Here is a 26,191-nt window from a genome sequence, read left to right as displayed (position 1 = left end):
AAAGGAATTGATAATGAAATTAGCACCCATTTTTTCGATAAGTGTGCTAGCCGCGATGGGCCTTTTAGGTTGTTCAAATCAATCTAGTAATGGTAGGACTTCCTCAGAAGAGCCAACTGTTTTACGTTTCTCGCATTTCTATCCTGCAACATCTGATATTAATGAGGAGGTTTTTGAACCTTGGGCAAGAAAAATCGAAGCTGATTCGGGCGGGCGTCTTAAAGTTGAAGTATATCCTTCGGCCACTATTAGCAAAGCAGATACAGCTTATGAGTCTGCTGTAAAAGGAACCATTGATATTGGCTCACAAGTACAAGGTTATACAAGTGGTCGATTCCCACTATCTCAGATTGCAGAGCTTCCAGGGTTATCTAACTCATCAACACAAACAGGCTGTATGCTGCAAACCTTATATGACAATGGTACGATTGCTGACGAGTATAAAGATTCACACTTGCTCTTTATGTTTGCCACAGGACCTGGAACCTTGCACAGTACTAACAAATTGATCAGAACTCCTGAGGATATGAGAGGTATGCGTATTCGTAGGCCTTCAGCAGTTGCAGGCGACATCATCGAAAGTATGGGGGCTTCTCCTGTGGGGCTACCTGCCAATGATATATATACTTCTTTACAGCGTGGTGTAGTTGATGGATTAAGCTTTCCATGGGAAGCTATGGAGACTTTCAAACTAAATGAGTTGACGAAGTATCATACTAATATGCCATTTTATAGTTCTGCTTTAATGGTAACTATGAATAAAGCTAAGTATGAAGGTCTGCCAGAGGACTTGAAACAAGTTATTGATGACAATTCAGGTATGGCGCTTAGCAAGAAAGTAGGGGACATGTGGGATAAGACTTATTCAACGCAGCTACAAGCAGCTATCGATCAAGGAGACGAAGTTGTCGATATCCTAGACCCACTCAATGACCCAGATTGGAAAGGCCCACTTGAAAAAGGCACAAAGAAATATCTTGATGATGTAGAGTCTTTAGGACTAGATGCTTACGGGGTCTATGATAAGGCTAAAGAAGCTAGTGTAGTCTGTAAAGTGTAATCTTATAAAAGTTTTAGCTAAAATATAGCTGAACTGACTAAATTGAAAAAGCCCCAACTTTAAGCTGAGGCTTTTTTGTTTTTTTGATTCTAACTATTTCAAGATTTACCTACCTAGGACAAACTGTCCACCAGAAAAGCTAATACACCCCTCACAAAACCAAGAGTTCAATCTCCTTGCATGAGGAATATCTGCTGGGACATCTAATGGATAGGGACGACCACAGTACTCACAGTGTACGTCATCTAAATAAACCTGACATTTTGCAAGTGTAGCAAATAAAACATCAGTCTCCGTGTTGTGGTCATAACAAAGCAGTTCTAAATGCGCTATATAATCACTGGGCGACACATAGGACCAATACTCATGGCACAAACGCTTTGTCGTATCATCAAGAGATGAATCAAATACAAAGTTTACACTCATAATATCCTCCTTAATAACCATAGCCAGTTTGTGGTAAAAGACCGTAAAGCTCACTCTCAAGCTGGCTACACATCTCATCACGTACATAATCAGGATTAGCGTCTAAGCGCCTCTGAACCCATATGCGCAGCGCCATATGATTATCAAAGCAACTATCCACATTTAAAAAACGAGCCAAACCACTACCTGACTGAATACAGAGCTCACAAATGAGGTAGTTAGCAATATTATCTGCGCCATTACTGACATAGCCACTAGGTTTAAACGTCGCATGCAATTTATCGTAATCAATCATTTTCATTGTGAGGCCCCTTGTCAGTAGATACTTGAGCAATCTGACTCCGATTGACCAATGCTTCAAATGCACTACCATCCTGCCTAGTCATATTCGGTACGTAACGGCTATAAGTATTAAACAGCATCTTGGTTGTAGAGTGTCCCATTTGACTGGCAATCCATTCAGGACTTTCGCCAGCAGCCAACCATAGCGTTGCTGCAGTATGACGAGTCTGATAGGCATTGCGCTTCTTCAGACCTAAAATCTTGAGAGTAGGGTGCCAAACACGCTTATTCACATTGTTATAATCAAGTGGCTCACCCGTATGCGCGCAAAATACATAGTCAGATCGCTTATGAGTGATGGCCTGCTGTTCCTTTAGAGCATCGTAGACCCAAGGTGACATTTGAATCGCACGATAAGACTCTTGAGTCTTAGGAGGAACAATTTTGCCTTTGACGTAAGCCTGTTTGATCACAATCTCACGTCGATTAAGGTCAATGTTCTCCCACGTTAACCCATCAATCTCACTCGTACGCATACCTGTAAAAAAACGTACCAGATAATAATTGCGATAGTCTGCTCTCACACCATCAATAAACGTCCAAACCTCATTCAGTGTGAATGGTTGAATATCTGTTTTGGGCTGTTTGAGCGCATTGATATCGTAGTAAGGATTATCAAATTTATAGCGTTTAGCTGCTTCTTTTAGTATCATACCTAAAGGTACCATTATCGAATTGATGCGTGCCGCTGACAGATGTTTGTTAGCTTTTCCGTAAGTCACTTTGGCGAGGGATGAACGGAAGGCTAATACATCTGTCTTTTTTATGAGATGAATGGGTTTAGTCCCAAACTTAACAATCAAGTACATATCAATAATCTCCTTTATTTTGCGCTTGTAAGTATCACGCCATTCAATTTCCTTTTCAGAAAACCATAATTTTGCAAACTGCTCAAAGGAAGGTGTATTGGTATTAATACATTCCTTGCGATCGTTCAACGCTACCATTTCTGCCGCTTTATCACTTTTTGGAAAGTACTTAGCGTAGTTGAACAGCCCTAGAATGATTTCTGCTTCCATTTTCTCAATCACTTTCTCAAGCTTCTTGCGATTCTCTGGCGTGTCTGTTAGGTTTGTCGTCTCCCGACAGCGTATACCCATGTAATAAAAATCGACAAATAGCATATTGCTCCCTCTGCGGGTTCTAATACTAGCCATCTTATTTCTCCTTATTGTAGTGCCATGGCGTTGATGCTACCGGCGATGCCAGTGCGCATATCTTTTTCAATCTCTTCCCAAATGTACAAAATCTTACGACCACCGAACGGGCGTATATAATGAATGCCCTCGATAAGTACACTATCTTTAAGCTCATTACGAATCGTACGAGGGTTGTATTTGATGAGCTCAGAAAGCTCTTGGGTAGTTAGGTAGGTATGTGACATAATAAATTCCTTGTAAGCCAATTAAATAACTAGGTTGTTTTATCGAAATAACAAATAATTCTATAAAAGTAATTTGTTGTTCGATAGAAGTACTTTACTAGCTATCGTTAGTCGATACAAGTACTTTTTTAGTCTATTAAGGAATTATTAATGATTTTATGTAATTTACCAGTGCTACTAGCTGAACGACGTATGAAGGTAGCAGATCTAATAAGAATGACAGGAATTAGTAAGTCGACAATGCACAAGATCTATAACGAACAGACTTCAAGAATAGATTTTGACACTATGGATAAAATTTGTGAGGCACTAGATATTGAAGTAGGTGATTTATTTACTTATGTACCTAACGAGTCGCTAGATAAAGAGAAGTAAATAAATTTTGAGAGTGTTTTAGATAATTTAGGGTAGAGGTCGAAAGTGCTAATCTGAAAGAAAGGCGAAATAGAGAGCAGGCACAACTTAGGCACAATTTGGGCACACACGTTTTTTGATGACGTTTGCTGAAAGTGAGAAAAGAGGAAATTTGAATCGACGTATAGTTTCCTTTTTCGCTACAGCCCATATTTCACGGACAAAAAAAAGCCCCAATCGTGAGATTGGGGCTTTCTAAATTTGGTAGGCATAAGCAGACTCGAACTGCTGACCTCTACCATGTCAAGGTAGCGCTCTAACCAACTGAGCTATACGCCTATTTAGGTTGAGCATTTTAGCAAGTTTTGAAGACTTTGCAAGTCTTTTTTATACCAATATCAAATTATAATCAAAATACTAAGAAAATAATCTCATTAGCACCCGCATACTTACTAAAACAATAGCCATGACCTGATTTTGATACAATGTTGCGAGCAATAACACACTTGAATGGCAGCACCAGATAGAAGTGTTACCATGGATATCAAAGAGTGATAAAGACGCACAGTCAATAAATAAGATTAAAATATATAGGAGAACAAAATGGGCTTATTAGTCGATGGTCAATGGCAGGACAAATGGTATGACACAGATGCCAATGGTGGACGCTTTAAACGTGAAGACTCAGGTTTTCGAAATTGGGTAACCGCCGATGGTAGCGCAGGGCCCTCAGGTAAAGGCGGTTTCAAGGCCGAAGCCAACCGTTATCACTTATATGTGTCTTTGGCTTGCCCTTGGGCACATCGAACCACCATTTACCGCAAACTAAAAGGGTTAGAGGACATGATTTCGATGTCTGTGGTGCACCCGTTTATGGGAGACAAAGGATGGACGTTTGCAGAAGGTGAGGGCGTCGTTGCTGATCCGTTATTTGACGCCGACTACTTATATGAGATTTATACGGCTGCCAAGTCAGATTATACAGGGCGCGTGACAGTTCCTGTTCTATGGGACAAGCAAACAAATACTATCGTAAGTAACGAGTCTGCTGAAATCATTCGTATGTTTAACTCAGCCTTTGACGAAGTAGGGGCAGCAGAAGGTAATTTTTTACCATCAGAGTTATTGGCAGAAATCGATGAGATCAATGCGTTTGTCTATTCTGCAGTAAACAATGGGGTGTATAAAGCAGGATTTGCAACCACTCAAGAAGCTTACGAAGAGCCAGTAAATGAACTGTTTGATGCGCTAGATACACTAGAAGCACGTTTAGCAGAGCGTCGTTATTTAATAGGTGATATTTTAACAGAAGCTGACTGGCGTTTATTTACCACATTGGTTCGTTTCGATGCCGTTTATGTTGGGCATTTTAAGTGCAATATACGCCGTATCGTTGACTATCCAAACCTTTGGGGGTATCTGCGTGAGTTGTATCAGGTATCAGGTGTGGCAGAGACAGTCAATATGACGCATATCAAGACGCACTATTACACCAGCCATGCCAATATCAATCCTACCCGTATCATACCAGTGGGCCCTGCTTTGAACTTCAATGAAAAGCATGATCGTGCGCGTTTGTAATATAGTTGCCTCGAAATAAAATAGATACGTGAATAGTCACATGCTACTGGTATAAACTTTCCTTGCGTGCTGCTAAAAAGAGGTTGCGCAAAATCCATCTCAGTAGCACTGCATTGGTTTTAGAGTAAATCGACTATATCTAAGCCAAAACCCATTGGGTGTCTAAAATTGGCCGAATAAGTGGATTGATTTTGTTTGGTTAAGTCAGCTTGTATCTCAATGATGAATAAAAAATGCGCCAGCTGATCTCAGTCAGCTGGCGCAATGCCTTCAAAACTCATAAAAGTACGTCTAAAAGCTAAGCGTTATTTAACTGTCTGGCCGCTTCTAAGGCAAAATACGTTAAGATGCCATCAGCGCCCGCACGGCGGAAACCAATCAAAGATTCTAAAATAACGGCGTCGCTTAGCCAACCATTTTGAATGGCGGCCATGTGCATGGCGTATTCACCAGAGACTTGATAAGCGAATGTCGGTATACCAAATGTGTTTTTTACTTCGCGGATCAAATCCAAATACGGCTGACCTGGTTTAATCATCACCATGTCAGCACCTTCATTGATATCCATTGCCACTTCATGCAAGGCTTCAGCACGATTACCAAAGTCCATTTGGTACTGTTTTTTATGTCCGCCTTTTAGATTGCCAGCACTACCAACGGCATCACGGAATGGACCATAGTAAGCGGATGCATATTTGGCTGAGTAGGCCATGATGGCGGTATTGGCAAAGCCTTCTGCTTCAAAAGCATGACGCATGGCTCTGATGCGACCATCCATCATATCGCTAGGAGAGATAATATCAGCACCAGCACGAGCGTGTACCAAAGCTTGCTTGACCAACACCTCAACAGTTGCATCATTGACGACATAACCGCTGTCATCAAGTAAGCCATCTTGACCATGTGACGTGTACGGATCTAATGCTACATCAGTCATGACGACCATTTCTGGCACGGCATCTTTGACGGCTTTGACCGCGCGTGCAGCAAGGCCGTCTTCATCATAAGCTGCCTTGCCATCAGGGGTTTTTAGTGAGTTATCAACGACAGGGAAGATATCAATTGTCGTCACGCCTTCAGCCAACAATTCCTTGGCATAGTCGATGAGCAAATCGATGGACAAGCGCTCAACTCCTGGCATGCTTGCAATGGCTTCGCGTTGATTGGTGCCTTCTAATACAAAAACAGGGGCAATAAAATGTTTAGGATGTAGCTCAACTTCACGAATCATCGCTCGAACGTTGTCGTTATAACGCAAGCGACGTAAGCGAGTTTCAGGAAATTGGCGATTAAAAGTATAAGTCATGATTTTTCCTTATTTAATTATCAGTCACTGCTATCGTAATATTAAAATGATGGTCTTAAATAAACGGCCTCATTTAAACAACTCAGTAAGCGGTACAGCATTTTATTGAGCATATATTATAGTGCCACTACTATACCCAATAGCGGGTGACAAAAGCAAAAAACCCCACCAAGTCGGTAGGGCTGATTGTACTTAGCAATGGTTAATGCGAAGATATGTTAACCTTGTAAGAGTAAGCGATTATGGACATTATTCAGCAATTTGTGTGACAGGTACTTGCTCAACATTGTCTTCATTCTGAATGGTTTGTCTAGTCACCACACCTACAGCTGTCTCTTTTTTACCATCATCATTGACATCGACAACCGCGGTAGGTTTAAAAGTAGTGACTTTTTCGCCTTGCGCTTGTTTGATGTTAGCCGCTTCTTGCGGTGATGCGACACGTGCTGAGCCAGCTGCATCAATAGCATTGACGGCTTTTGCTTTATTGGTATTGGTCGGCAACGTCAGCACCTGAGCCAAATTGGTATGCTGTGGTACTGGTATGATCGTTGGTACGTCTAGATTGGCACCGCCACCCAACACTTGATATAGCTCAATTTGGCTAACGATTTTTTGTAATTCCAAATCTAAAATACCTTGCTGCGTTGAGAACAACGAACGCTGCGCATCAAGCACGTCTAGATAGTTATCAATACCCGCTTTAAAGCGTGCATCAGCGATTTGATACGTCTGCTCAAAGTTATCTTGCAGACGATATTGTGACTCTAGCTGTTCGCCAAGTGTGGCACGTGTTGCCAATACATCTGACACTTCGCGGAAAGCCGTTTGAATAGAGCTCTCATAATTTGTCAGAGTTTGTTCACGTTCAATCTTAGCCACATCATAATTGGCATCTAAACGACCAGCGTCAAAGATAGGCACACTAATACTTGGGCCAAACGACCAACCAACTGAGCCGCTTTTGAATAAGTCATCTAGACTACCGCTACTGACACCGATACTGCTTGCCAAACTGATAGAAGGGAAGTAAGACGCTCGTGCGACTTCCAGATTGGCACCAGCTGCTTTTAAGTTATATTCCGCTTGTAATACATCAGGACGATAGCGTAGCAACTCACTTGGCAAGCCAGCATTGAATATTTGCTGACTGGTAATATTGCTAACGGCAGGCGTTGGAATCAAGTTGGTCGGAATGGGCCCACCAACCAAAAACTGTAGCGCGTTGCGTGACGTCAAGATACTGCTTTGCGCACGTAACACGGCAAGTTTGGCGGTCTCCAATGATGCACTGGCTTGCAAAGAAGGCAGTTTTGGATCAATACCTGCCTCAAAGCGTTTACCCGCAATAAACAGTGATTGCTCACGGCTTTCAACCGTCGCTTCTGCCAGTTTTAGCTGAGCCAAGCTGTAGCTTAGATTGGCATAACTTTGTGCAATATTACTAATAAGACTGATTTGAGTCGAATCTTTAGCGGCTGTTGTAGCCAAAAAGTTCTGCAATGCTTGATCTTTTAGGCTAGAGATTTTGCCCCAAAAATCAAGCTCATAGTTTGCCAAGCCAAGATTGACGCTATAGCCATCACTGGTGACGCTTCTTTGACGCTGGCGAGTATAGCCTGCTGAACCATCAATACTTGGTAAATCATTGATATCAGTAATCTGATATTGTGCTCGCGCTTTTTCGATGGCCAGACGCGCACTTTCAAAGTCTTTGTTATTTTCAAGACCTAACGCAATCAAGCCTTTTAGACGATCGTCACTATAAAAATTCTGCCAACGCTGACTGGCAATACTGGGTTGCTCAGCCGTACTTGCCGTTTCCTTGTCGAACGCACCATAAGTTTGTCCAATCGGAATATTCGGCTCTGCTAGGACAGGGCGCGTATCAGCTTTTGGGATAGTATTACAAGCAGCCATACTCATCGCTAAGGCGGTTAAACCTAATATACGACTGCTGTTTCTGCGGATCCGTGATAAAGCGGGTTGCGTCGCGGTAGTAACTTTTGTTACCGCGACTGAGTTGATGGTAAATGTTTTTTGGGCACTCATTGTGTATTATCTCCAAAACTTACAGGCTGATAACTCTCAGAAGGCGTTGGGTTATGTGGATCAGGCGTACCATTGCCTCCATCTCTATCGTTTGGCTTGTTGTTCTCATATTTGTGCGGGAACAGACTACGTACCCAAATATAGAACATAGGGATAAAGAATATACCTAGGAAGGTAGCGGTAACAACCCCACCAAGTACACTAGTACCAATGGCATTTTGACTGCCTGAACCAGGACCTGTGGCGATGAATAATGGCACAACACCCAGTCCAAAGGCAAGCGAGGTCATGATAATAGGACGCAAACGTTGACGCGCCGCTGTCATGACAGCCTCGGTAAGACTATACCCTTCCTCTTGGTGCTCTTTGGCAAACTCAATAATCAAAATAGCATTTTTCGCGGATAGACCAACCACGGTGAGTAGACCTACTTGCAAATAAATATCGTTACTAAACCCGCGTAGCAATGTAAATATTACAGCACCCAATACCCCAAGAGGAATAACCAATAGTACTGAGAACGGAATCGACCAGCTCTCATAAAGGGCAGCCAGACATAAGAATACCACTAAGATTGAAAGGGCATATAGCATTGGCGCTTGTGCACCTGATTTTTGCTCTTCAAGTGACATACCCGTCCATTCATAACCCACTCCTTCAGGCAAATCTTGGATCATAGTCTCCATCGCGCTCATTGCTTCACCAGTACTTAAGCCCGGCGCTGCGCTACCTTGAATGTTCATTGATGGCAGACTGTTATAACGAGTAAGACGTGGTGAGCCAGATTCCCATTCACTACTGGAGAATGCGTCAAATGAGATCATATCACCGCCATCATTACGTACATACCATTTGCCGATATCATCAGGATTAGTACGGCTACTTGGTTCACCTTGAACATAAACGCGTTTAATACGTCCACGATCAACGAAGTCATTGATGTAACTTGAACCCCAAGCAGTTGAGATAACGCTATTGATATTGGCTAGTGACAAGCCATAAGCGGCGGCTTGCTCTTGGTTGATATTCACTTTCAACTGCGGTGCATCTTCTTGACCGTTCGGACGTACACCCGCAACTTGATCATTTTGCGCTGCCATACCTAGCAGCATGTTACGTGCTTCTAGCAAGCCTTCATGTCCAAGGTTGCTTGTATCCTGAATCATCAAGTCAAAGCCACTGGCGTTACCAAGTTCAGTAATGGCCGGTGGTACAATGGCAAATACTTGTGCCTCATTTAACTGAGTAGTGAAGTAACCCATGGCGCGACCCGCAACACTTTGCGCGGTGTTTTCTGCACCAGAACGATTCTCCCAATCTGACAAGCGTACGAAAGCCAGACCCATGTTTTGCCCTTGACCCGCAAAACTAAATCCTGCAATCGTAAAGACGGATGCGATATTATCGGTCTCTTGCGTTTCATAGTAGTCGCTGACTTTATCCAATACGTCCTGCGTCTCATTTAGTGTAGAACCGGCAGGAAGCTGAACCAAGGTGAACATAATACCCTGATCTTCTTCTGGTAAAAACGAGCCTGGAATACGTAAAAAGACGACAGCCATGATACCGATGATGGCTGCATAGCCGATTAGATATAACCATTTAAAACGAATACTTTTACCAACAAAGTTTTCATATGAGCGACTAAGCTTAAAGAAGCCGCGGTTGAACCAACCAAAGAATCCTTTTTGCTCTTCACTATTGCCTTTTTCATGACTTTTGCTACGTTTGAGCAACGTCACACAGAGGGCAGGGGTAAAGATAAGCGCCACTAATGCTGACAACACCATACTGGTAATTAGAGTAATAGAGAACTGACGATAAATTACCCCGGTTGAACCACCAAAGAAGGCCATCGGCACAAATACCGCGGATAGAATCAACGCAATACCGATAACGATTTTACTGATCTCACCCATCGACTGTGTTGTGGCATCTATGACAGAGATATGGGGGTCTTCTTCCATGATACGCTCGACGTTTTCAACAACGACGATGGCATCATCGACCAGTAGACCAATGGACAGTACCATTGCAAACATGGTAAGTACGTTAATACTAAAGCCAGCTACATAGAGTACGGCAAAAGTACCAAGTAAAACTACAGGTACAGCGAGCGTTGGAATAATCGTTGCACGCCAGTTCTGTAGGAAAATGAACATGACGATAAAGACGAGCACAATGGCTTCAAGTAACGTCATCACAACTTGTTCGATAGATAAACGAACAAATGGCGTCGTGTCATATGGAACAACGGATACTAGACCAGCTGGGAAGTTTGATTCCAGCTCTGCCATACGCGCACCAACGGCTTCACGAGTTTCAAGTGCGTTTGCACCGCCCGCCAATGAAATACCAATACCCGCTGCTTCTTGACCGTTATACAGTGAGATAACGCTATAGTTCTCACTACCGATTTCAACATCGGCAACATCACCCAAACGCACTTGTGCGCCAGAAACATCGGTTTTTAGTAAGATGTCTCTGAATTCTTCAGGAGTTTGTAAGTAGCTTTGGACAGTAACGGTGGCATTGATAACTTGTTGGTCGGTATCAGCAGGTGCTTGACCTAGCTGACCTGCAGAGACTTGCGCGTTCTGCGCACGTACTGCTGTAACCACGTCAGATGGCACCATGTTATAGCTACGCAAGCGAGCAGGGTCTAACCAGATGCGCATGGCATAAGTTGAGCCAAACACCTGTACTTCACCCACACCTTCGACACGGCTGATCTGATCAACGACATTTGAGTTGACATAATCGGCGATATCACTGCGGTCCATGCTACCGTCTTCAGAGACGAAAGCCTGTACCATCAAAAAGCTGCTAGAAGATTTATTGACGTTAACGCCCTGACGCTGTACCGATTCAGGTAGCGAGCTCATAGCGGCCTGTAGCTTATTTTGTACTTGCACCTGTGCTGTATCAGAATCTGTACCGTTTTCAAAGGTCAGTGTGACAGAAGCACCACCATTCGATGAGCTTGATGACGACATATACATAAGCCCGTCGAGACCTTTCATACGTTGTTCAATAATCTGTACAACTGAGTTTTCGACGGTTTGTGCGTTAGCACCAGGATAGCTTGCACTGACTGAAATAGTCGGTGGCGCAATACGTGGATACTGTTCAATCGGTAGATTAATAACCGATATCACCCCGATGAGCATGACCAAGATAGCCAATACCCATGCAAAAATAGGGCGATTAATAAAAAAACGTGACATAGTATATCCCTAAGTCTTCCTATCTTTGAATGGAATTATTGAGCAGCGGCTTCTGTTTGTTTTTCGCTAGAATTATCATTGCCAGCTGGTTTCTTATCCACTGTCTTTGCAGCCTGTTGCGGCGTTTTGGCAGTCGAGGCGTTTTGTGCAGAAGGTGCTGGATTGGCATTTTCTAACGGTTTTACGACCACTTCTTGTTCAGGTTTGACCTTACTGCCACCAATGACAACAACCTTATCGCCTGCTTGCAAGCCATCCGTTACTACCCATTGTCCATTGTAAGTACCATCGATGGTCACTGGACGTACTTGAATTTTATTGTTTTGATCAGTGATATAAACTTGCGTTTCCCCTTTAGGTGTACGCATTACCGCACTTTGCTGAACCAATGCTGCATTACTGATCACGCTTTGTGTCAAGCGGGCAGTTACATACATACCTGGTAACAACAGATTATTACTATTCGGGAAGATAGCTCGTAAAGTAACAGCGCCTGTTGACTCATCAACTTTTGCTTCAGACAAAGCAAGCTTGCCGCGTACTGGATACACTGAGCCGTCTTCTAATACCAACTCAACTGAGTTCATACCTGGCTGTGCCTTGCCTTCAGATATTTGCTGACGTAGCTTTAATAGCTCAGATGAGGACTGACTGATATCAACATAAATAGGATCTAAGCGCGAAATAGTGACTAGCGGATCAGCCTGACCTGCGCTCACCAATGTACCAGCAGTCACGCTAGAGCGATCTGTACGACCAGTAAGTGGCGCACGTACAATAGTACGATTAAGATCTAAGTTACTTGCCGCTAAACCCGCCTGAGCCGTTTGAATACCAGCCCTTGCGCTTTCGATGCCCGCTTGTGTTTGTCCGACAGCCGCGGCAGCGCTTTGTACCGCTGCTTGCGCGGTACGTACTTGTGTTTGCGCTTGATCATACTGCTGCTTTGAGATGGCATCAATGCTTACTAAGCCCTCTAAGCGCTGTAGATCATTTTGCGCTTGCGCCAATGATGCCTGACGGCTGGCGAGCTCAGCCTTTGCATTGGCGTTATTTGCCTGTGCTGTCTGATAGTTGGCTTGTGCTTGTTGCACAGCTGCCTGACCACTGGTGACAGAAGACGCATAGTTATCGGTATTAATACGGTAAAGTGGTTGGCCTTCTTTAACGTTACTTCCTTCACGGAACAGTACTTCTTCAATGACACCGTTGACCTGTGGGCGAACGTCAGCCGTTTGGTAAGCTGCGGTACGTCCAGAAAAAGTTTGTACTTGAGGAACGGTTTCTAAGGTGACAGTCTGCACGTTGACAACCGCAGGCGGCATCTGCTGCTGTGCGGCTTGTTCACCAGCAGCGTCCTCGTTTTTGTCACAGCCGATAAGTACAGCTCCAGATAGTACAGATGCTATTACAAGCGCAAGAGTAGAGTGCTTCATCAATGTCCTCGGCAATATGTATGAAATAAAGAATGACAGTATAAAAAATTGTCAATAAATCTTAGCGTATCGAATATTAAAATTAGTATTTACCCCAAGCACTTATACTATCTTTGCTTAATTAATTCTCAATAACACGTAATAGGCGGAATTTCCTACTAAAGTGTCCAATAGATATATATGTTTAGTATTGGTGTAAGACTTTGTAATGCCGAAAGTGTAGCTAAGCTACAGATTCAACCGATAAATTTAATGAGTAATTATAAACTATAGGGGTAACCCCACAGTCAAGTAATTGAATATAAAATTTGAGACAAAAAATGACAACGGAGGGGTTTTAGGGCGAATAAAACATCGCTATCGCAAGCACTGGCTTTACTAACAGCTATTAAGGAGGCATACAATCTTCAATTGAAACCTATTGTAAAATTTTGTGAAAACAGCAAAACCGTACGAGCATTAAGGTCTTAAAACCTCTGTAAATCAGCTTTGTAAACAAAAAAATAATTTTGGCAACCATTAATTTTGATTAGAGCAATAATAGCGTAACCGCAGTACTTGAGAGACAACATTTATCATGCTACTACTGCTCACCGTCAAAGCAAACATGGCTACAATAAGCGGGCGCTCGCCAATTCAGTTAGCTGATAGAGACCTTTGCGATAACGATTGTCAGGCAAGGTTGCCAATGCTTGTTGTGCTAGTTTGGTTTCTTCGAGCGCTCGTTGTTTACAGTAATCCAGCGAGCCTGAATGACGTACCAGCTCGATAAGCTGTTCTGCATTTGGGGTTTTGCCTGTTTGTACGGCAACACGTAATTGATCGTAGCCTTTAACATTGCTGTTTTTTAGCAACTCGAGCGCCTTGATAGTGGGCAGGGTCGGTTTGCCTTCTGCCAAGTCATCACCCAAATTTTTACCCATTAAAGCACTGTCGCCGCTGTAATCAAGGACATCATCAATGATTTGGAACGCATTGCCAAAGTGCTGACCAAAGTCACCTAACGCTTGCAGATACTCTGTTTTGCCTTGCAAAATAGCAGCGCCTTGGGTGGCCATCATAAACAGACGTGATGTTTTTCCATCGATAATTCGTAAATAGTCTTCTTCCGTTGCAGCAGGATTGTGTTGATGTTGTAGCTGTAACACCTCACCCTCAGCAATATCACAAGTGCCATCTGAAAAAATCTGTAACAAAGGCAAGCTTTGAAAGCCGACCAGTAGATTAAAAGCGCGAGCAATCAAATAATCGCCGACCAATACAGCAGTGGCATTGTCCCATGTCGCATTGGCTGTTGGCTTACCACGGCGCTGTCCTGACTCGTCAATCACATCGTCATGAACCAAAGTAGCCGTGTGTAGCATCTCAGTAATCGCCGCTAAATGCATGGCTTTTTCTGACGGCACATCATCAAACATACGGGCGCATAGCAAAGTAATCAGCGGACGCATACGCTTGCCGCCAGCATCGATAACATGCTGAGAGACGCTCATCACTAGCTGAACTTTCGAATTTAGGCTACCAAATACTTGCTTGTCCATAATCTCAAAATCATCGGCCACAATATTTTGGATATCAGCATAGCTCAGTGTCGATTGAGGCTTAGAAGGGATATTATTTATAGGGTTGCTGGTTATAGAAGTGCTGGTCATAATAAATAGTCATATTAATAAGAATAAAGAAAGTGTTTATAGCCTTGGTTTTATGGTAGGTAAGGCAACGTTTTACCTATAATAACATAGCTCGGTATCCAAATTGTCGGTTAAAGCACGCTAATAATGGAGCAATAAATTTTTATCAAAATAAAACTGGTTATCTAAAAAAATTGGGTGTGAATTGCTAAAATAGACTCAGCTATTTAAGATGGATTTGTTGCGCATATTATAAATATTCGCTAACGCAATAAAAGAACAAAAGGCTATAAGTAACTGATTATATGAGTTATAATAGCCGTCTTTAGGCATGTGACACTATTGAATGCTATGGTATGACGTATTTTTATACTGGATATCAGGTTTGCTATACTTATAGACGGTATTTTATTCCTTAATATAAGATAGAATTTTTAGTGTCATTACATTATAAAGACAAGCTGCGCTACTTGCTTTTCTAAGCAAAAAGACGTAAAATCTTGCCTTTAATTTTTCCCTGTCGTGTTCGTCGTAAAAGCGTTGGTATGATATCAGCCACGGCACACGGGTTAAACGGAGTCATACAATGTACGCAGTAATCAAAACTGGTGGTAAACAGCACCGTGTAGTTGTCGATGAGCTTTTGAAAGTTGAACTACTAAAAGCAGAAAAAGGCGAAACAATCAAATTTGAAGACGTGTTGATGGTTGTTGACGGTGAAAACGTCAAAATCGGTCAGCCTGTTGTTGATGGCGCTAGCGTAGAAGTTGAAGTTGTTGAGCATGGTCGCGGCGAAAAAATCCGTATCATCAAGCACAACCGTCGTAAGCATTATCACAAAGAGCAAGGTCACCGCCAATGGTACACCTTGTTAAAAATCAAAGCCATTAATGCCTAATTACTTATTTAGCTATCATTGCTAAACAGCGCACTAAATGCTTAAGAGTTGTCGCATTAGCGATAAGTCACATTAACAAGGAGATTTTCTCATGGCACATAAAAAAGCTGCCGGTTCGACTCGTAACGGTCGTGATTCAAACCCAAAAATGCTAGGCGTAAAAATCTTTGGTGGCCAAGCCATCACTGCTGGCAACATCATCGTTCGTCAACGTGGTACTGAATTCCACGCAGGCGAAGGCGTTGGCATGGGTCGTGACCACACTTTATTTGCACTGAATGACGGTGTTGTAAAGTTTGCGACCAAAGGTAAATTTAACCGTCGTTATGTAACGGTTGAAAGCGTATAATCGCACATTTTATTTGATTCACTCGTAGAGTGAGTTACTGAAATGACCAAAAGCTCCTATTGCCATCTGGTAGTAGGGGCTTTTTGTATTTATCGAGTGGCCTATTCTTTGGCAAGAAAAGCGATAAAATAGCGCAAAGGTATGTCCTGTAGCCTTTAGCACAGTGTGACTATACTGGTTACAAGTGTGTATGGCAGCCGTAGTAATGATTGCAAATCATGACTAGGCGCGTAATAAAAAAACTGGCACACTGTCTACATCGTTTATGAATACCAGCGTTTTGTTGGTCATCTAAACCATTATAGAAAACAAAAATTTTATTAGAATATTTTATTTTTAAGTAATTACGTATTTTGAGAGAGGATTAATGATGACTTTATTAACCAAGCAATCAGTTAAACAGACAACTTTAAAACAAAAAATGATGAGTGGCGCTTTAACAGGTGTATTGATGACATCGCTTGGCGTGGCAGCACCTATGATGGCATTGACTCAATCTGCAACTGCTGCGCCTGCCGACAACTTAACAGCGGCCAAGCGTTTGAATAAATTGTTAACAAACACAAAGAGTATGACGGCAAATTTCAGTCAGACAACTAAAGGTGCCAGTAGTGGTACTTTTTCAGGTGCGATGAATGTACAACGTCCAAATAATTTCCGCTGGGAAACAAAATCGCCTTCAGAGCAATTGATTGTTGCTAACGGTAATTCTATGTGGATATATGACAAAGACTTGGAGCAAGCGACTAAGCAAAATGTCGATAGTCAAGTTGGTAATACACCAGCGCTCTTACTATCAGGTGATCCAAGTAAAATTGATAAAAACTTCAAAATCACTCAGCCGTATGACAACAAAAACTACTATGTACTGTATCCAAAATCAGATAGTGCTAGCTTCAAGAGCTTATCTATCAGCTTTAGTGGCGGTAAACCTGTCATGATGGTACTGAACGATACTCTGGGTCAGACGACCTCGATTAAATTTAGCAACATTAAATTGAACCCAAGCATCAGTAGCAGCCAGTTCAAATTTACGCCACCAAAAGGTGTTGACGTTATCAATCAATAATTACTAGATACTGAACGTGATCAATTTCAGTGTTTCTTATAATTTATTGATATAAGCATAATTAAAAAGGACAAGCCTTCTTAGGTCTGTCCTTTCTTTTGGAGTATAAGAATCGTTTAGAATAATTTTGCCAGAATGTAATTATGTATTTTCAAACAGTGCTGACACTATGACATCGATTGAATGGCTTCCATATCAGGCATCGGTGGTAGCTCGTTCAAATGAGTCAATCCAAAAGCATCTAAGAATTGAGCGGTGGTATGCAGTAGCGCTGGGCGACCTAACGTATCTTTGTGGCCTTTTTCGATGATCCAGCCTTTGTCAAATAGCTGCCTTAATATATTGCTGGATAAAGTAACCCCGCGTACATGCTCGATATCGCTGCGTGTCACTGGCTGCTTGTAAGCAATAACGCTTAACGTCTCGAGCAAGGCTTGGCTGAGGCGTTCTTGACGCTGAGGAAAAACGCGCTGTATAAGGGTGCTGTAATTGTCGGCGATTTGCAAGCGATACCCACTAGCCGTCTCATGCAGCTTTAATACACCGGTGTCTAGCCGTTCTTGTAATAGTCCTAAAGCGTCTGTTAATTCTTTTGTAGACACAGACAGATGTTTCTTCAACGCACCGGCAGTGAGCGGCGCTTCTGAAGCATGCAGTAGTACTTCAATATGTCTACTTATCTCTTCTAAGTTTTCGCGTTTCTCAGATGATACAGGCACAGAAATAGACATTAGTTTCTGTGCTTTATTCTCATACTTTGGGTTATCAACATCTGCCATTAGCTAGGTACTCTTTTTTCACAATTGTGTTATCAATCATAACAATCTCTACAATGCTGATTATTTTTATGATACTCGTTATTGTTACACCAGCCATTGAAAGGTTAAATTTTCAAATTTAGCATCTGCATCAGCTTGATGATTATTAACGACATTCATTGAACTGTTATCATCCGTATCACTACTCACCACACCAATGAGCTGCCGCTTCATCAATTCGAGTACAGCGACAAAACTGACAACAACTCCCACCTTGCCTTGTGACTTATCTAGTAGATCATAAAAGGAGCGAGCACTTCCAGTACTGAGCTGTCGACTGATACTGGCAATACGGTCAGCAAGCGGTACAGTATCAACTTTGATGGTATGCATCTGATAGTCGGGCTGTAACTGCATTTTGAAGAGGCTATCAATCAACAAGGTAGGAGAGTAATTGGGTAATTCAGTTTTCATCACGTCTTGACTTGGCATACTCACCATCGCCAAAAACACATCTCGCTCGAGACGCACCAAGTTATCCAAACGCTGACTGGCCGCTTTAATCTGCGCATACTCTTCTAGACGTTCAATAAGCTCTGCTTTGGGGTCGCGCTCATCAGTCGGCGTTTCTGGCTTGGGTAATAATAGCTCAGTTTTGATGGCAATGAGAGTGGAAGCCATCAGCAAATAATCACCTGCCAATTCAAAATGGGCTGTGTCCAGCTCGCTGATATAAGCCAGATATTGCTCAGTGATGGGTAATATTGGCAGCTGGGTCAAATCAACGTTGTTCTTTTTGACCAAGTATAATAAAAAATCCAGTGGCCCAGCAAATTGCTCTAACCAAATAGCAAATGCTTGTGGTGGTACATAGAGATCTTCTGGAAGGTGTTGTACGGGCGTCTGATAAATGCGCAGAGCAGTATTGTCACGTATATCCATAAGGCTTAAGGTTCCTGACGTACTGCCATAAATAATCCTGCACCAATATCTAATGTATGACAAATATAGCGTTTATCGTTCTTAAAAACTGCTAAGAACTGGTTAACCTCACCACTATGGGAAATGACATTATCTACGATAAGAACACTACCGATAGTTAATGCGCAGTGTAGATATTCAGTATAGTCGCTATAAAATTTGCGTTCTGCATCCAAAAATATGAAATCGAAAATTTCACGGTTTTGACTTAAATAATCAGATGCATCTTGTACTTTCAAATCCACCAAAGTCGATAAACCAACAGCTTGCAAGTGGCTTTTAGCAACGTCACTTCGGGTTTTATCTATGTCCAGCGAGATAAAACCTACATTGGGACAGTGACGTAAACCGTAAGCAAGCCACAAAGTCGAAAATCCAGTTGAGGTACCAATTTCTAGCACCTTGTTGGGTTTTCTTATCATGGCAATATTGGCTAAAAACTGGGCAGAATCTGGCTCTACATGACGATGACGATTTAGCCTATCTGTTTGTTCAACATCATACGCTCTGTCTTTGTTATATAAAGACTGACAGTAAGACAAAAAGTACGTACGCTCAAAATAATCATGCAGCGACATAAACCGTATCCAACAAGAATTTATATATTATTTAATTTTTGCTAATGGACGAATACCAATGGCTCTACGCGTTTTATCTAGCTGCTTACGGCTATGACGACGCGCTTTTTCTGCCCCCATCTGCAAGATTTCTTCTAGCTCTTTTGGATTGGCCATGAGTTCTTCATAACGCGCGCGGAATGGGGCAATCTCGGTATTAATTTTGTCGAACAAGGCTTGCTTGGCATCACCCCAGCCAATACCTGCCGCATACTGCGCACGCATATCGGCGATTTCTTCAGGCGTGGCAAACGCTTTATATATCTCAAACAGTGCTGAGTCGTCAGGATCTTTTGGCTCATCAGGCAACTGTGAGTTGGTCACGATTTTCATGATGGCTTTGTGCATTTGCTTTTCGGAGCTCACTTGCGAATTAGGCTCGCCAAATAAGGGAATGGTATTGCTATAGCTTTTGCTCATTTTACGACCATCAAGTCCTGTCAATAACGGAATGTCGTTATCAACGACAGCAGATGGTAAGGTAAATAGAGTCTTGTAGCGATGATTAAAGGTGCCTGCAATGTCACGCGCCATCTCAATATGCTGTATTTGATCGCGACCAACTGGAACGTGCGTGGCATTGAACATCAAAATGTCAGCGGCCATCAAAACAGGATAACCAAACAGACCCATGGTCACGCCTTGATCAGGATCGACATCGGCTTTCTCCATATTAATATCGACTGATGCTTTATAAGCGTGAGCGCGATTCATCAGACCTTTTGCGCACGAACAATTCAAAATCCAAGCCAGTTCTGGAATCTCAGGTACGTCTGACTGACGATAAAAGGTGACGCGTTCAGGATCTAGGCCACACGCAATCCATGTGGCTGCAATCACCTTTGTGGACTCATGAATAATAGCTGGATCATAACAACCAATAATTCCGTGATAATCAGCTAAAAAGAAAAACGCTTCATGATCGCTATTTTGGATCGATTCGATTGCTGGACGAATGGCACCGACATAATTACCCAAATGCGGGATACCAGTCGGTTTGATGCCAGTCAAGATACGCTTGGCTTCGGTTAAGCTGGCAGAAGTCTGCTCATTAGGAATGCTGTTATTACTCATGTGGAATCCATTACTTTATTTATCAAGTTATTATCAATGCATTGGTCATTGTGTGTTTTGAATGACGCAAAATATTAGGTACAAAGTATAGCAAATTTCCCTAGTATTTTTCTTGGGAATAAGGTCCTACTTATAGATATTGGTACGTCCATTGGGTCCGTGTTTAAAACGGCGATGAAACCACATCCACTGAGTAGGATCAATACGAATCAGTCCTTCTAACACTTCATTGACGCGAGTAGCATCAGCGACTTCGTTGTTGCTTGGATAGTTATCCAGCTCAGGCGTAATGGTTAGATGATAGTGGGGACGTTTGCCACGTGGCAGATTGTCTGGCGTTTGACGATAAGTGTGCAATGCCATAACAGCAGGTGGGTGATCTTTGCTGCCCAATTTGGCCATGCGACGTGACGCAGTAATCGTGGCAGCGGGCACGCCAAAAAATGGTGCCATGACCCCTTGTTTTAGGCCATAGTCTTGGTCAGGGGAGTACCAAATGACGTGCCCAGCCTTGATTGAACTGACCAAACTGCGCATATCGCGGCTAGAAATTTGCTTACCAAAAATGCTGGTACGACCATTATAAATAAACCAGTCGAGCAGAGGATTGTTCTGTGTGCGATACATACAATCGACAGGGAAAAACTGGGCACAAAATAAGCCACCCAAATCAAGCATCGTATAATGAGCCCCTAATAAGATAACCGGTCGATTGTCTTTTTGAGCGTTGACGATGTGTTGTAGTCCAGAGATAGAAACAGTACGAGTGAAAACATCTGGACGAAACCATGCGCATAAGGTCTCGAACACACCGATGCCTTGATTGACAAAGACTTGTTTTGCCATTAGTTCACGCTCAGCTTCAGGCTTTTCTGGAAAGGCAAGCTTGAGGTTGATTAACGTATCACGGCGACGCGAGCCTGCAATTTTATAACATAAGATGCCAAGCTTACGTCCCAACCAAAACTGCCAACGAAGGGGCAAATACATCATGGGTAGCATAATAAAAAACAGTAACCAAATACCCCAGTATTTCGGTAATAAAAACTGTTTTTGAAAGGGCTTTTTCTCAGCGTGTGCTGTACGCTTATGAGTTTGCTTAATCGTTGGCGTGCCAGTAGGTATGGCAGGCGATTTGATCGACTGCTGGATACTTGGTGATATATGATTTTTTGAAGAAGATTTGCTGGGGTCGTATTGTTCAGGCGCTTTCATAATATCCTTTTGCAGCACGGTTTATGGCATCGGGTTATAGCTATCTTATGGCATTGAGGCTAATGATAAAAATTTAGTATTATGATGGGGTAGCGTCAAGTGCTTTGCAAGTCAAAATCGCTAAGAGGCATCTGTCAGGCATAATTAATGTCGATGCCCTGGTGAGGAAAACAACAGCTTAAATTGTAAACCAACGCTATCTAAATAACCCATTGTCACTCCAAGAGCTATATATAGACATAAAAAAACCTTACAAGCTGTGACCAGCTTATAAGGTTTTGCAAATCTACACGCTTATCTAAGACTGATACTGTGGCTCCGAGAAAAAGCCAACAGAAACAAGAAAATAAGCGAGAGCTTTGATTAACGTTTTGAGAATTGTGGACGTTTACGTGCTTTACGTAGACCCAATTTCTTACGTTCAACTTGACGTGAATCACGAGTAACAAAACCAGCTGCTTTTAGGGCAGGCTTTAAAGTTTCGTCAGCTTCGATTAATGCACGTGTGATACCGTGGCGAATTGCACCCGCTTGACCACTGATACCACCGCCTGCAACAGTCACATACAAATCGTATGAGTTAGCAGAATCTAGTAGTTCTAGAGGCTGGCGAACAACCATGCGTGAAGTTTCGCGGCTGAAGTATTCGTCAAGTGGCTTACCGTTAACAACGATGCTGCCAGTACCTTTTGATAAAAATACACGAGCAGTAGACGTCTTGCGGCGACCAGTTCCGTAATTGCGTTCCATAAGTATATCCTTAGATGTCTAGTTCTTTAGGTTGCTGTGCAGTATGTGGATGTTCAGTACCCGCATATAGCTTTAGCTTCTTGATCATTGCATAGCCAAGAGGGCCTTTTGGAAGCATACCCTTAACTGCTTTGTGTAGAACATCTTCAGGCTTATGTGCAATCAGCTTCGTGAAGTTGGTTTCTTTAATACCGCCTGGGTAACCAGTGTGACGATAATACTTTTTGTCTTGTGCTTTTTTACCCGTTACCGCGATTTTTTCTGCATTGATGACAACAATGAAGTCACCAGTATCTACGTGTGGAGTATAAGACGTCTTATGCTTGCCACGTAAGCGACTAGCGATTTGAGTAGCCAAGCGACCAAGGGTTTTGCCGTCAGCATCTACGACATACCAGTCATGGGTCACTTCAGCTGGTTTTGCACTAAGTGTTTTCATGATAAAACCTTAAAATTAGAATTCGTTGAGAGTTTAGCTGGGAACGGGGCTCTCAAAAAACAGACTGCACATTATAAGCAGTAGCGCCTACGCTTGCAAGCTGCATTGGGGTTTATTTTTGCCTTATATACATTTAACTGCAGCGTTGGGCCAGTTTTTAAGCGGTTTTAGACATTTTTAACAAATACTACACAATTATGACGATGATAGTCGATAAAGTCCAGCGACAACTTGTCCAACTTTGGTTTGTTTTAAACAGTCAAAGCCAACTGCTTTTAGTGTTGCTTGGTGCGGTGCAGTCACATTTTTATTAAGGGTATTTGCCAGTTGTATCAATTGATCTTCTAATTCTTTATCAGCTTCGAGATAAATCAAGGTATCGGTATTGATGAGCGACTGGGTGATTAATGCCATCAAAATAGGTTGCCACAAATCCTGCGCATAAGGCGGGTCAATGAAAACCAAATCAAAATGACGTGGAACCAATTGATTTTGAGTCAAGACTTGCTCAGCTGTGCCCTGAATGACTTGATAAGTGGTTGCATCGAGTCTTAGTTGGTCAGCACTTTGACGTAGCATATGACTCTGCGCTGGATTGACTTCAATAAAAGTTGAGTGGGCAGCGCCTCGTGATAATGCTTCAAATCCTAGTACACCGCTACCAGCACAACTATCAAGTACATACGCACCATGAATATCAGCCAGCAGCCAATTAAACAACGTCTCACGCAAACGATCTGGTGTTGGACGTAGACCGTCAGCCTCGACGAAATGGACGATACGACGTTTAAACTGACCGCCAATGATACGTACATCGCCTGCTGCTGTATTTTTTTTGACTTTAGTGTTTCTCTTTGGCTCGCGGCCGTTTGAAGGTTTGGTCATAACAGGTCTCTTTCACCGTCTCTTACTCAGATGTTGATGCAGCAGCTGCTAGGGCTTCTTTTTCTTCTAATGCTTTTGCCTCTTTATCACGAATAGCATCACGCGCCGCCTTGTCTAATGCTTTTTGGTGTTTGATGGCACGAAGCTCATCTGCGGTTGGTGGCAAAATAGGATTGGTTTTACGTTGCAATACCCAATAATCAAAAAGCTCACGACCGATGGGGGCGGCCACGGCACCACCACCACCACCGTTTTCGACCAATACAGCAAGAGCAATCTGAGGATCATCTACAGGTGCAAAGCCATTGAACCAAGCGTGATCCCAGTGACGCGAATCTAGCGCGGCTTTATTATAACGTTTACCTTGGGCAATGGATTTGACCTGCGCGGTTCCAGATTTACCTGCTATACGATACTTTGGATTATAAGCGCGGCGTGCTGTACCACTTTTCACAGTTGCTTCCATTGCTTCATGCATGCGTACCCAGTCAGAGGGCTTACCATTATAATCAATTTTGCCATCAGGTTTGGTGATGACGTTGACTTTTGCTGCCCCGTCACTGCTTTTTAATAGGTGAGGGGTAATGTGATAGCCTTTGTTTGCCGTCATGGCAGTTGCATTGGCAATCTGTAGTGGCGTGGCTAAGAAATAACCTTGTCCAATACTGACTGAGATGGTTTCGCCAGGTAACCACCCTTTATCATAAGTGTCTTTTTTCCATTTGGGTGATGGCATGATTCCTGATTTTTCGTTGGGTAAGTCGATACCAGTCTGGTCACCAAAACCAAACCGCACCATCCAGTCATGAAGGCGCTGGATGCCCATCTCGTAGGCCAATTTATAATAATAAGTATCAACTGACATGACGATAGATTTTTTCAGATCCACCGTGCCATGACCGCCACGTTTCCAATCACGGAAACGATGTGAATCTCCTGGTAAGCTAAAATAGCCGGGATCGTAGATGGTGGTGTCCCAATTGCGTAAACCATAATGAATACCGCCTAAGCCTTCAAAAGGTTTAATGGTTGAGCCAGGTGGATACATACCTTGTAAGGCTCGGTTATATAATGGTTCGTCAGGATCTTCTTGTAGTGCGCCGTAGTCTTTAAAAGAGATGCCTGAAATAAAAGGATTGGGGTCATAGCTTGGGTTGCTGACAAATGCCAGTACATCGCCATTCTTTGGATCAATGGCGACAATCGCACCGCGACGTCCATCTAGCTGTTGTTGAGCCACAGTTTGTAAGCCGTAATCTAAACTCAAAGTGATGTCGTTACCAGATACAGGCGGCTTAGTATCTAATTGCCGTAAGATATTGCCGTGCGCATCAGTCTCTACAGATTGATAACCCGGCTGGCCCAATAGAATATCTTCATAATAGTCTTCGATACCAATTTTACCAATCAGGTCAGTACCCGCGTATTTGTCTTTATCAATGCGTTTGCTTTCTTTGTCATTGATGCGGCCCACATAACCAATGACGTGTGCAAACAACTCATCATAAGGATAAGAGCGTGTCAGCTTGCTTTGAATAGTGACGCCGCGAAAAAAAGGCTTACGCTCGCTAAACTGTGCCAACTGCGCTTCAGTTAAGTCGATTTTGATGGTGACAGGATCGTTCTTACTTTTGCTGATACGAGCCAAAATATCAGTAATGTCTTTGTCTGTCAGATCAAAAATAGGCGCAAGTAAATGTAGCGTGCGCTCTGGGTTTTCAACTTCGTCAGGGCTTAACATGGCTGTAAAGACAGGCTGATTGTCTGCCAATATGATACCGTTACGATCATAAATATAACCGCGGCTGGGCGGCGCAGATATCAGTTTAATGCGGTTGTTATCTGCCTGAGTGGTGTATTTATCGTGGGCGTAGACTTGTAAATAACCATAACGCATGATCAAGCCACCCAAACCTAAAAATATTAAAACCCCAAGGATAATAATACGAGAGGTAAAAACACTATTGGTCTGTTCAGTGTTGGGAGTTAGCGGTTTATTCATATAAAGTAAAAGCCCAAACAGTCGGTGAGTCAATAAAAGAGATACATGAGCGGGTTTATGAACCAAGGTGCGGTGAGCATAAAGGATAATGCGAAGGATTTCAATCACATAGACTGATCTTGTTTGCAATTATGATGCATTAATTAAGAAGCAGAAAAGTAGAGAAATAGGTATTGGCATTTACCCGCGGATTATAGCAGAACAAATAACAGGACGCAGTATTTGCCCACTTATTTTGTCACTGTCAATGGTTTCAGCAGGGATAGGCCATTTGAAAGCTTTATCAATACAGTTAAGCGGTAAAACTTGTCATCTCTAGTCACAACTTGGCTAGGGTCTACCTGTGCTAATAGGT

24 protein-coding genes and 1 tRNA gene are annotated in these 26,191 nt (G+C 42.7%); 6 read left to right on the top strand and 19 right to left on the bottom strand.

Features of this window, described 5'->3' with window-relative positions; all coding sequences use genetic code 11:
* Positions 1-13 precede the first annotated feature (13 nt).
* A complete protein-coding gene (locus A3K91_RS09850; protein ID WP_062845098.1) occupies positions 14-1,060 on the top strand; it encodes a TRAP transporter substrate-binding protein in 1,047 nt (348 codons plus the stop codon).
* Positions 1,061-1,165: 105 nt separating this feature from the next.
* Here the strand turns inward: A3K91_RS09850 and A3K91_RS09845 are convergent, their stop codons facing one another.
* From A3K91_RS09845 to A3K91_RS09830, 4 genes are read right to left on the bottom strand one after another with little or no spacing between them, the layout of a single operon-like run.
* Positions 1,166-1,486: a hypothetical protein gene (locus A3K91_RS09845; RefSeq protein WP_062845097.1), complete on the bottom strand. Its 321-nt coding sequence runs from the start codon at positions 1,484-1,486 to the stop codon at positions 1,166-1,168.
* Positions 1,487-1,496: 10 nt separating this feature from the next.
* Positions 1,497-1,787: a hypothetical protein gene (locus A3K91_RS09840; protein WP_062845096.1), complete on the bottom strand. Its 291-nt coding sequence runs from the start codon at positions 1,785-1,787 to the stop codon at positions 1,497-1,499.
* The gene (locus A3K91_RS09835; RefSeq protein ID WP_062845095.1) at positions 1,774-2,985 is read right to left on the bottom strand and encodes a site-specific integrase; all 1,212 of its coding nucleotides are present in this window, start codon (positions 2,983-2,985) and stop codon (positions 1,774-1,776) included. The genes A3K91_RS09840 and A3K91_RS09835 overlap by 14 nt, the downstream gene beginning before the upstream one ends.
* A gap of 11 nt (positions 2,986-2,996) precedes the next feature.
* Positions 2,997-3,212 carry a hypothetical protein gene (locus tag A3K91_RS09830; protein WP_045447035.1) on the bottom strand — a complete coding sequence of 72 codons (216 nt, stop codon included), beginning with the start codon at positions 3,210-3,212 and terminating at the stop codon, positions 2,997-2,999.
* Between the two features lie 150 nt (positions 3,213-3,362).
* Between A3K91_RS09830 and A3K91_RS09825 the strand changes: the two genes are divergently transcribed.
* Positions 3,363-3,587 (top strand): helix-turn-helix domain-containing protein, encoded by a 225-nt coding sequence (locus A3K91_RS09825; protein WP_062845094.1) that lies wholly within the window; start codon positions 3,363-3,365, stop codon positions 3,585-3,587.
* A gap of 241 nt (positions 3,588-3,828) precedes the next feature.
* Here A3K91_RS09825 and A3K91_RS09820 read toward each other — a convergent pair.
* Positions 3,829-3,905, bottom strand: a tRNA-Val gene (locus tag A3K91_RS09820).
* Between the two features lie 264 nt (positions 3,906-4,169).
* Between A3K91_RS09820 and A3K91_RS09815 the strand changes: the two genes are divergently transcribed.
* Positions 4,170-5,147, top strand: coding sequence for a glutathione S-transferase family protein (locus A3K91_RS09815; protein ID WP_062845093.1), 978 nt, complete (start codon positions 4,170-4,172; stop codon positions 5,145-5,147).
* A gap of 298 nt (positions 5,148-5,445) precedes the next feature.
* On the opposite strand, the gene hemB is transcribed toward A3K91_RS09815, so the two are convergent.
* The 5 genes from hemB to A3K91_RS09790 all read right to left on the bottom strand — a co-directional run bounded on the left by hemB (position 5,446) and on the right by A3K91_RS09790 (position 14,709).
* Positions 5,446-6,453, bottom strand: a complete 1,008-nt coding sequence (hemB, locus tag A3K91_RS09810; protein ID WP_062845092.1) for a porphobilinogen synthase — start codon at positions 6,451-6,453, stop codon at positions 5,446-5,448.
* A 249-nt stretch (positions 6,454-6,702) separates the two neighbouring features.
* Complete coding sequence (locus A3K91_RS09805) at positions 6,703-8,505, bottom strand: efflux transporter outer membrane subunit (RefSeq protein WP_062845091.1); 1,803 nt, start codon at positions 8,503-8,505, stop codon at positions 6,703-6,705.
* Positions 8,502-11,732, bottom strand: coding sequence for an efflux RND transporter permease subunit (locus A3K91_RS09800; protein WP_062845090.1), 3,231 nt, complete (start codon positions 11,730-11,732; stop codon positions 8,502-8,504). The genes A3K91_RS09805 and A3K91_RS09800 overlap by 4 nt, the downstream gene beginning before the upstream one ends.
* A gap of 35 nt (positions 11,733-11,767) precedes the next feature.
* Positions 11,768-13,168 (bottom strand): efflux RND transporter periplasmic adaptor subunit, encoded by a 1,401-nt coding sequence (locus A3K91_RS09795; protein ID WP_062845089.1) that lies wholly within the window; start codon positions 13,166-13,168, stop codon positions 11,768-11,770.
* Between the two features lie 611 nt (positions 13,169-13,779).
* Complete coding sequence (locus A3K91_RS09790; protein WP_208855387.1) at positions 13,780-14,709, bottom strand: polyprenyl synthetase family protein; 930 nt, start codon at positions 14,707-14,709, stop codon at positions 13,780-13,782.
* 676 nt (positions 14,710-15,385) lie between these two features.
* Between A3K91_RS09790 and rplU the strand changes: the two genes are divergently transcribed.
* The 3 genes from rplU (at position 15,386) to lolA (ending at position 17,115) form a co-directional block, all read left to right on the top strand.
* A complete protein-coding gene (gene rplU / locus A3K91_RS09785; RefSeq protein WP_062845087.1) occupies positions 15,386-15,697 on the top strand; it encodes a 50S ribosomal protein L21 in 312 nt (103 codons plus the stop codon).
* Between the two features lie 91 nt (positions 15,698-15,788).
* Entirely contained in the window at positions 15,789-16,046 is a 258-nt protein-coding gene (gene rpmA / locus A3K91_RS09780) for a 50S ribosomal protein L27 (protein WP_062845086.1), read from the top strand.
* Between the two features lie 370 nt (positions 16,047-16,416).
* Positions 16,417-17,115: an outer membrane lipoprotein periplasmic chaperone LolA gene (gene lolA / locus A3K91_RS09775; RefSeq protein WP_062845085.1), complete on the top strand. Its 699-nt coding sequence runs from the start codon at positions 16,417-16,419 to the stop codon at positions 17,113-17,115.
* Between the two features lie 167 nt (positions 17,116-17,282).
* Here lolA and scpB read toward each other — a convergent pair whose 3' ends face one another.
* From scpB to mrdA, 9 genes are all read right to left on the bottom strand, one after another.
* A complete protein-coding gene (gene scpB, locus A3K91_RS09770; RefSeq protein WP_062845973.1) occupies positions 17,283-17,846 on the bottom strand; it encodes an SMC-Scp complex subunit ScpB in 564 nt (187 codons plus the stop codon).
* 132 nt (positions 17,847-17,978) lie between these two features.
* Positions 17,979-18,815 (bottom strand): segregation and condensation protein A, encoded by an 837-nt coding sequence (locus tag A3K91_RS09765; RefSeq protein ID WP_062845084.1) that lies wholly within the window; start codon positions 18,813-18,815, stop codon positions 17,979-17,981.
* Positions 18,816-18,820: 5 nt separating this feature from the next.
* Positions 18,821-19,432, bottom strand: a complete 612-nt coding sequence (locus tag A3K91_RS09760) for an O-methyltransferase (RefSeq protein ID WP_062845083.1) — start codon at positions 19,430-19,432, stop codon at positions 18,821-18,823.
* A gap of 27 nt (positions 19,433-19,459) precedes the next feature.
* Entirely contained in the window at positions 19,460-20,545 is a 1,086-nt protein-coding gene (locus A3K91_RS09755; RefSeq protein ID WP_062845082.1) for a tryptophan--tRNA ligase, read from the bottom strand.
* Between the two features lie 126 nt (positions 20,546-20,671).
* The gene (locus A3K91_RS09750; RefSeq protein ID WP_062845081.1) at positions 20,672-21,760 is read right to left on the bottom strand and encodes an LpxL/LpxP family acyltransferase; all 1,089 of its coding nucleotides are present in this window, start codon (positions 21,758-21,760) and stop codon (positions 20,672-20,674) included.
* A gap of 363 nt (positions 21,761-22,123) precedes the next feature.
* On the bottom strand, positions 22,124-22,510 hold the full coding sequence (rpsI, locus tag A3K91_RS09745) for a 30S ribosomal protein S9 (RefSeq protein WP_062845080.1): 387 nt from the start codon (positions 22,508-22,510) through the stop codon (positions 22,124-22,126).
* A gap of 10 nt (positions 22,511-22,520) precedes the next feature.
* Positions 22,521-22,949 carry a 50S ribosomal protein L13 gene (rplM, locus tag A3K91_RS09740; protein ID WP_062845079.1) on the bottom strand — a complete coding sequence of 143 codons (429 nt, stop codon included), beginning with the start codon at positions 22,947-22,949 and terminating at the stop codon, positions 22,521-22,523.
* A gap of 195 nt (positions 22,950-23,144) precedes the next feature.
* A complete protein-coding gene (rsmD, locus tag A3K91_RS09735; RefSeq protein WP_062845078.1) occupies positions 23,145-23,834 on the bottom strand; it encodes a 16S rRNA (guanine(966)-N(2))-methyltransferase RsmD in 690 nt (229 codons plus the stop codon).
* 22 nt (positions 23,835-23,856) lie between these two features.
* On the bottom strand, positions 23,857-25,836 hold the full coding sequence (mrdA, locus tag A3K91_RS09730; RefSeq protein ID WP_062845077.1) for a penicillin-binding protein 2: 1,980 nt from the start codon (positions 25,834-25,836) through the stop codon (positions 23,857-23,859).
* Between the last annotated feature and the right edge of the window lie 355 nt (positions 25,837-26,191).

The sequence above is a fragment of the Psychrobacter alimentarius genome (genome assembly GCF_001606025.1).
In the GTDB taxonomy this organism is placed as follows: Bacteria; Pseudomonadota; Gammaproteobacteria; order Pseudomonadales; family Moraxellaceae; genus Psychrobacter; species Psychrobacter alimentarius.
Note: the sequence above shows the minus strand (reverse complement) of the source record. Positions and strands in the feature narration are given on the sequence as shown.

Bases quoted from the DNA above. Each gene is read 5' to 3' on its own strand.
- A3K91_RS09850 (WP_062845098.1), top strand. From the start codon at position 14: ATGAAATTAGCACCCATTTTTTCGATAAGTGTGCTAGCCGCGATGGGC.
- A3K91_RS09845 (WP_062845097.1), bottom strand. From the start codon at position 1,486: ATGAGTGTAAACTTTGTATTTGATTCATCTCTTGATGATACGACAAAG.
- A3K91_RS09840 (WP_062845096.1), bottom strand. From the start codon at position 1,787: ATGAAAATGATTGATTACGATAAATTGCATGCGACGTTTAAACCTAGT.
- A3K91_RS09835 (WP_062845095.1), bottom strand. From the start codon at position 2,985: ATGGCTAGTATTAGAACCCGCAGAGGGAGCAATATGCTATTTGTCGAT.
- A3K91_RS09830 (WP_045447035.1), bottom strand. From the start codon at position 3,212: ATGTCACATACCTACCTAACTACCCAAGAGCTTTCTGAGCTCATCAAA.
- A3K91_RS09825 (WP_062845094.1), top strand. From the start codon at position 3,363: ATGATTTTATGTAATTTACCAGTGCTACTAGCTGAACGACGTATGAAG.
- A3K91_RS09815 (WP_062845093.1), top strand. From the start codon at position 4,170: ATGGGCTTATTAGTCGATGGTCAATGGCAGGACAAATGGTATGACACA.
- hemB (WP_062845092.1), bottom strand. From the start codon at position 6,453: ATGACTTATACTTTTAATCGCCAATTTCCTGAAACTCGCTTACGTCGC.
- A3K91_RS09805 (WP_062845091.1), bottom strand. From the start codon at position 8,505: ATGAGTGCCCAAAAAACATTTACCATCAACTCAGTCGCGGTAACAAAA.
- A3K91_RS09800 (WP_062845090.1), bottom strand. From the start codon at position 11,732: ATGTCACGTTTTTTTATTAATCGCCCTATTTTTGCATGGGTATTGGCT.
- A3K91_RS09795 (WP_062845089.1), bottom strand. From the start codon at position 13,168: ATGAAGCACTCTACTCTTGCGCTTGTAATAGCATCTGTACTATCTGGA.
- A3K91_RS09790 (WP_208855387.1), bottom strand. From the start codon at position 14,709: ATGGACAAGCAAGTATTTGGTAGCCTAAATTCGAAAGTTCAGCTAGTG.
- rplU (WP_062845087.1), top strand. From the start codon at position 15,386: ATGTACGCAGTAATCAAAACTGGTGGTAAACAGCACCGTGTAGTTGTC.
- rpmA (WP_062845086.1), top strand. From the start codon at position 15,789: ATGGCACATAAAAAAGCTGCCGGTTCGACTCGTAACGGTCGTGATTCA.
- lolA (WP_062845085.1), top strand. From the start codon at position 16,417: ATGACTTTATTAACCAAGCAATCAGTTAAACAGACAACTTTAAAACAA.
- scpB (WP_062845973.1), bottom strand. From the start codon at position 17,846: ATGTCTATTTCTGTGCCTGTATCATCTGAGAAACGCGAAAACTTAGAA.
- A3K91_RS09765 (WP_062845084.1), bottom strand. From the start codon at position 18,815: ATGGATATACGTGACAATACTGCTCTGCGCATTTATCAGACGCCCGTA.
- A3K91_RS09760 (WP_062845083.1), bottom strand. From the start codon at position 19,432: ATGTCGCTGCATGATTATTTTGAGCGTACGTACTTTTTGTCTTACTGT.
- A3K91_RS09755 (WP_062845082.1), bottom strand. From the start codon at position 20,545: ATGAGTAATAACAGCATTCCTAATGAGCAGACTTCTGCCAGCTTAACC.
- A3K91_RS09750 (WP_062845081.1), bottom strand. From the start codon at position 21,760: ATGAAAGCGCCTGAACAATACGACCCCAGCAAATCTTCTTCAAAAAAT.
- rpsI (WP_062845080.1), bottom strand. From the start codon at position 22,510: ATGGAACGCAATTACGGAACTGGTCGCCGCAAGACGTCTACTGCTCGT.
- rplM (WP_062845079.1), bottom strand. From the start codon at position 22,949: ATGAAAACACTTAGTGCAAAACCAGCTGAAGTGACCCATGACTGGTAT.
- rsmD (WP_062845078.1), bottom strand. From the start codon at position 23,834: ATGACCAAACCTTCAAACGGCCGCGAGCCAAAGAGAAACACTAAAGTC.
- mrdA (WP_062845077.1), bottom strand. From the start codon at position 25,836: ATGAATAAACCGCTAACTCCCAACACTGAACAGACCAATAGTGTTTTT.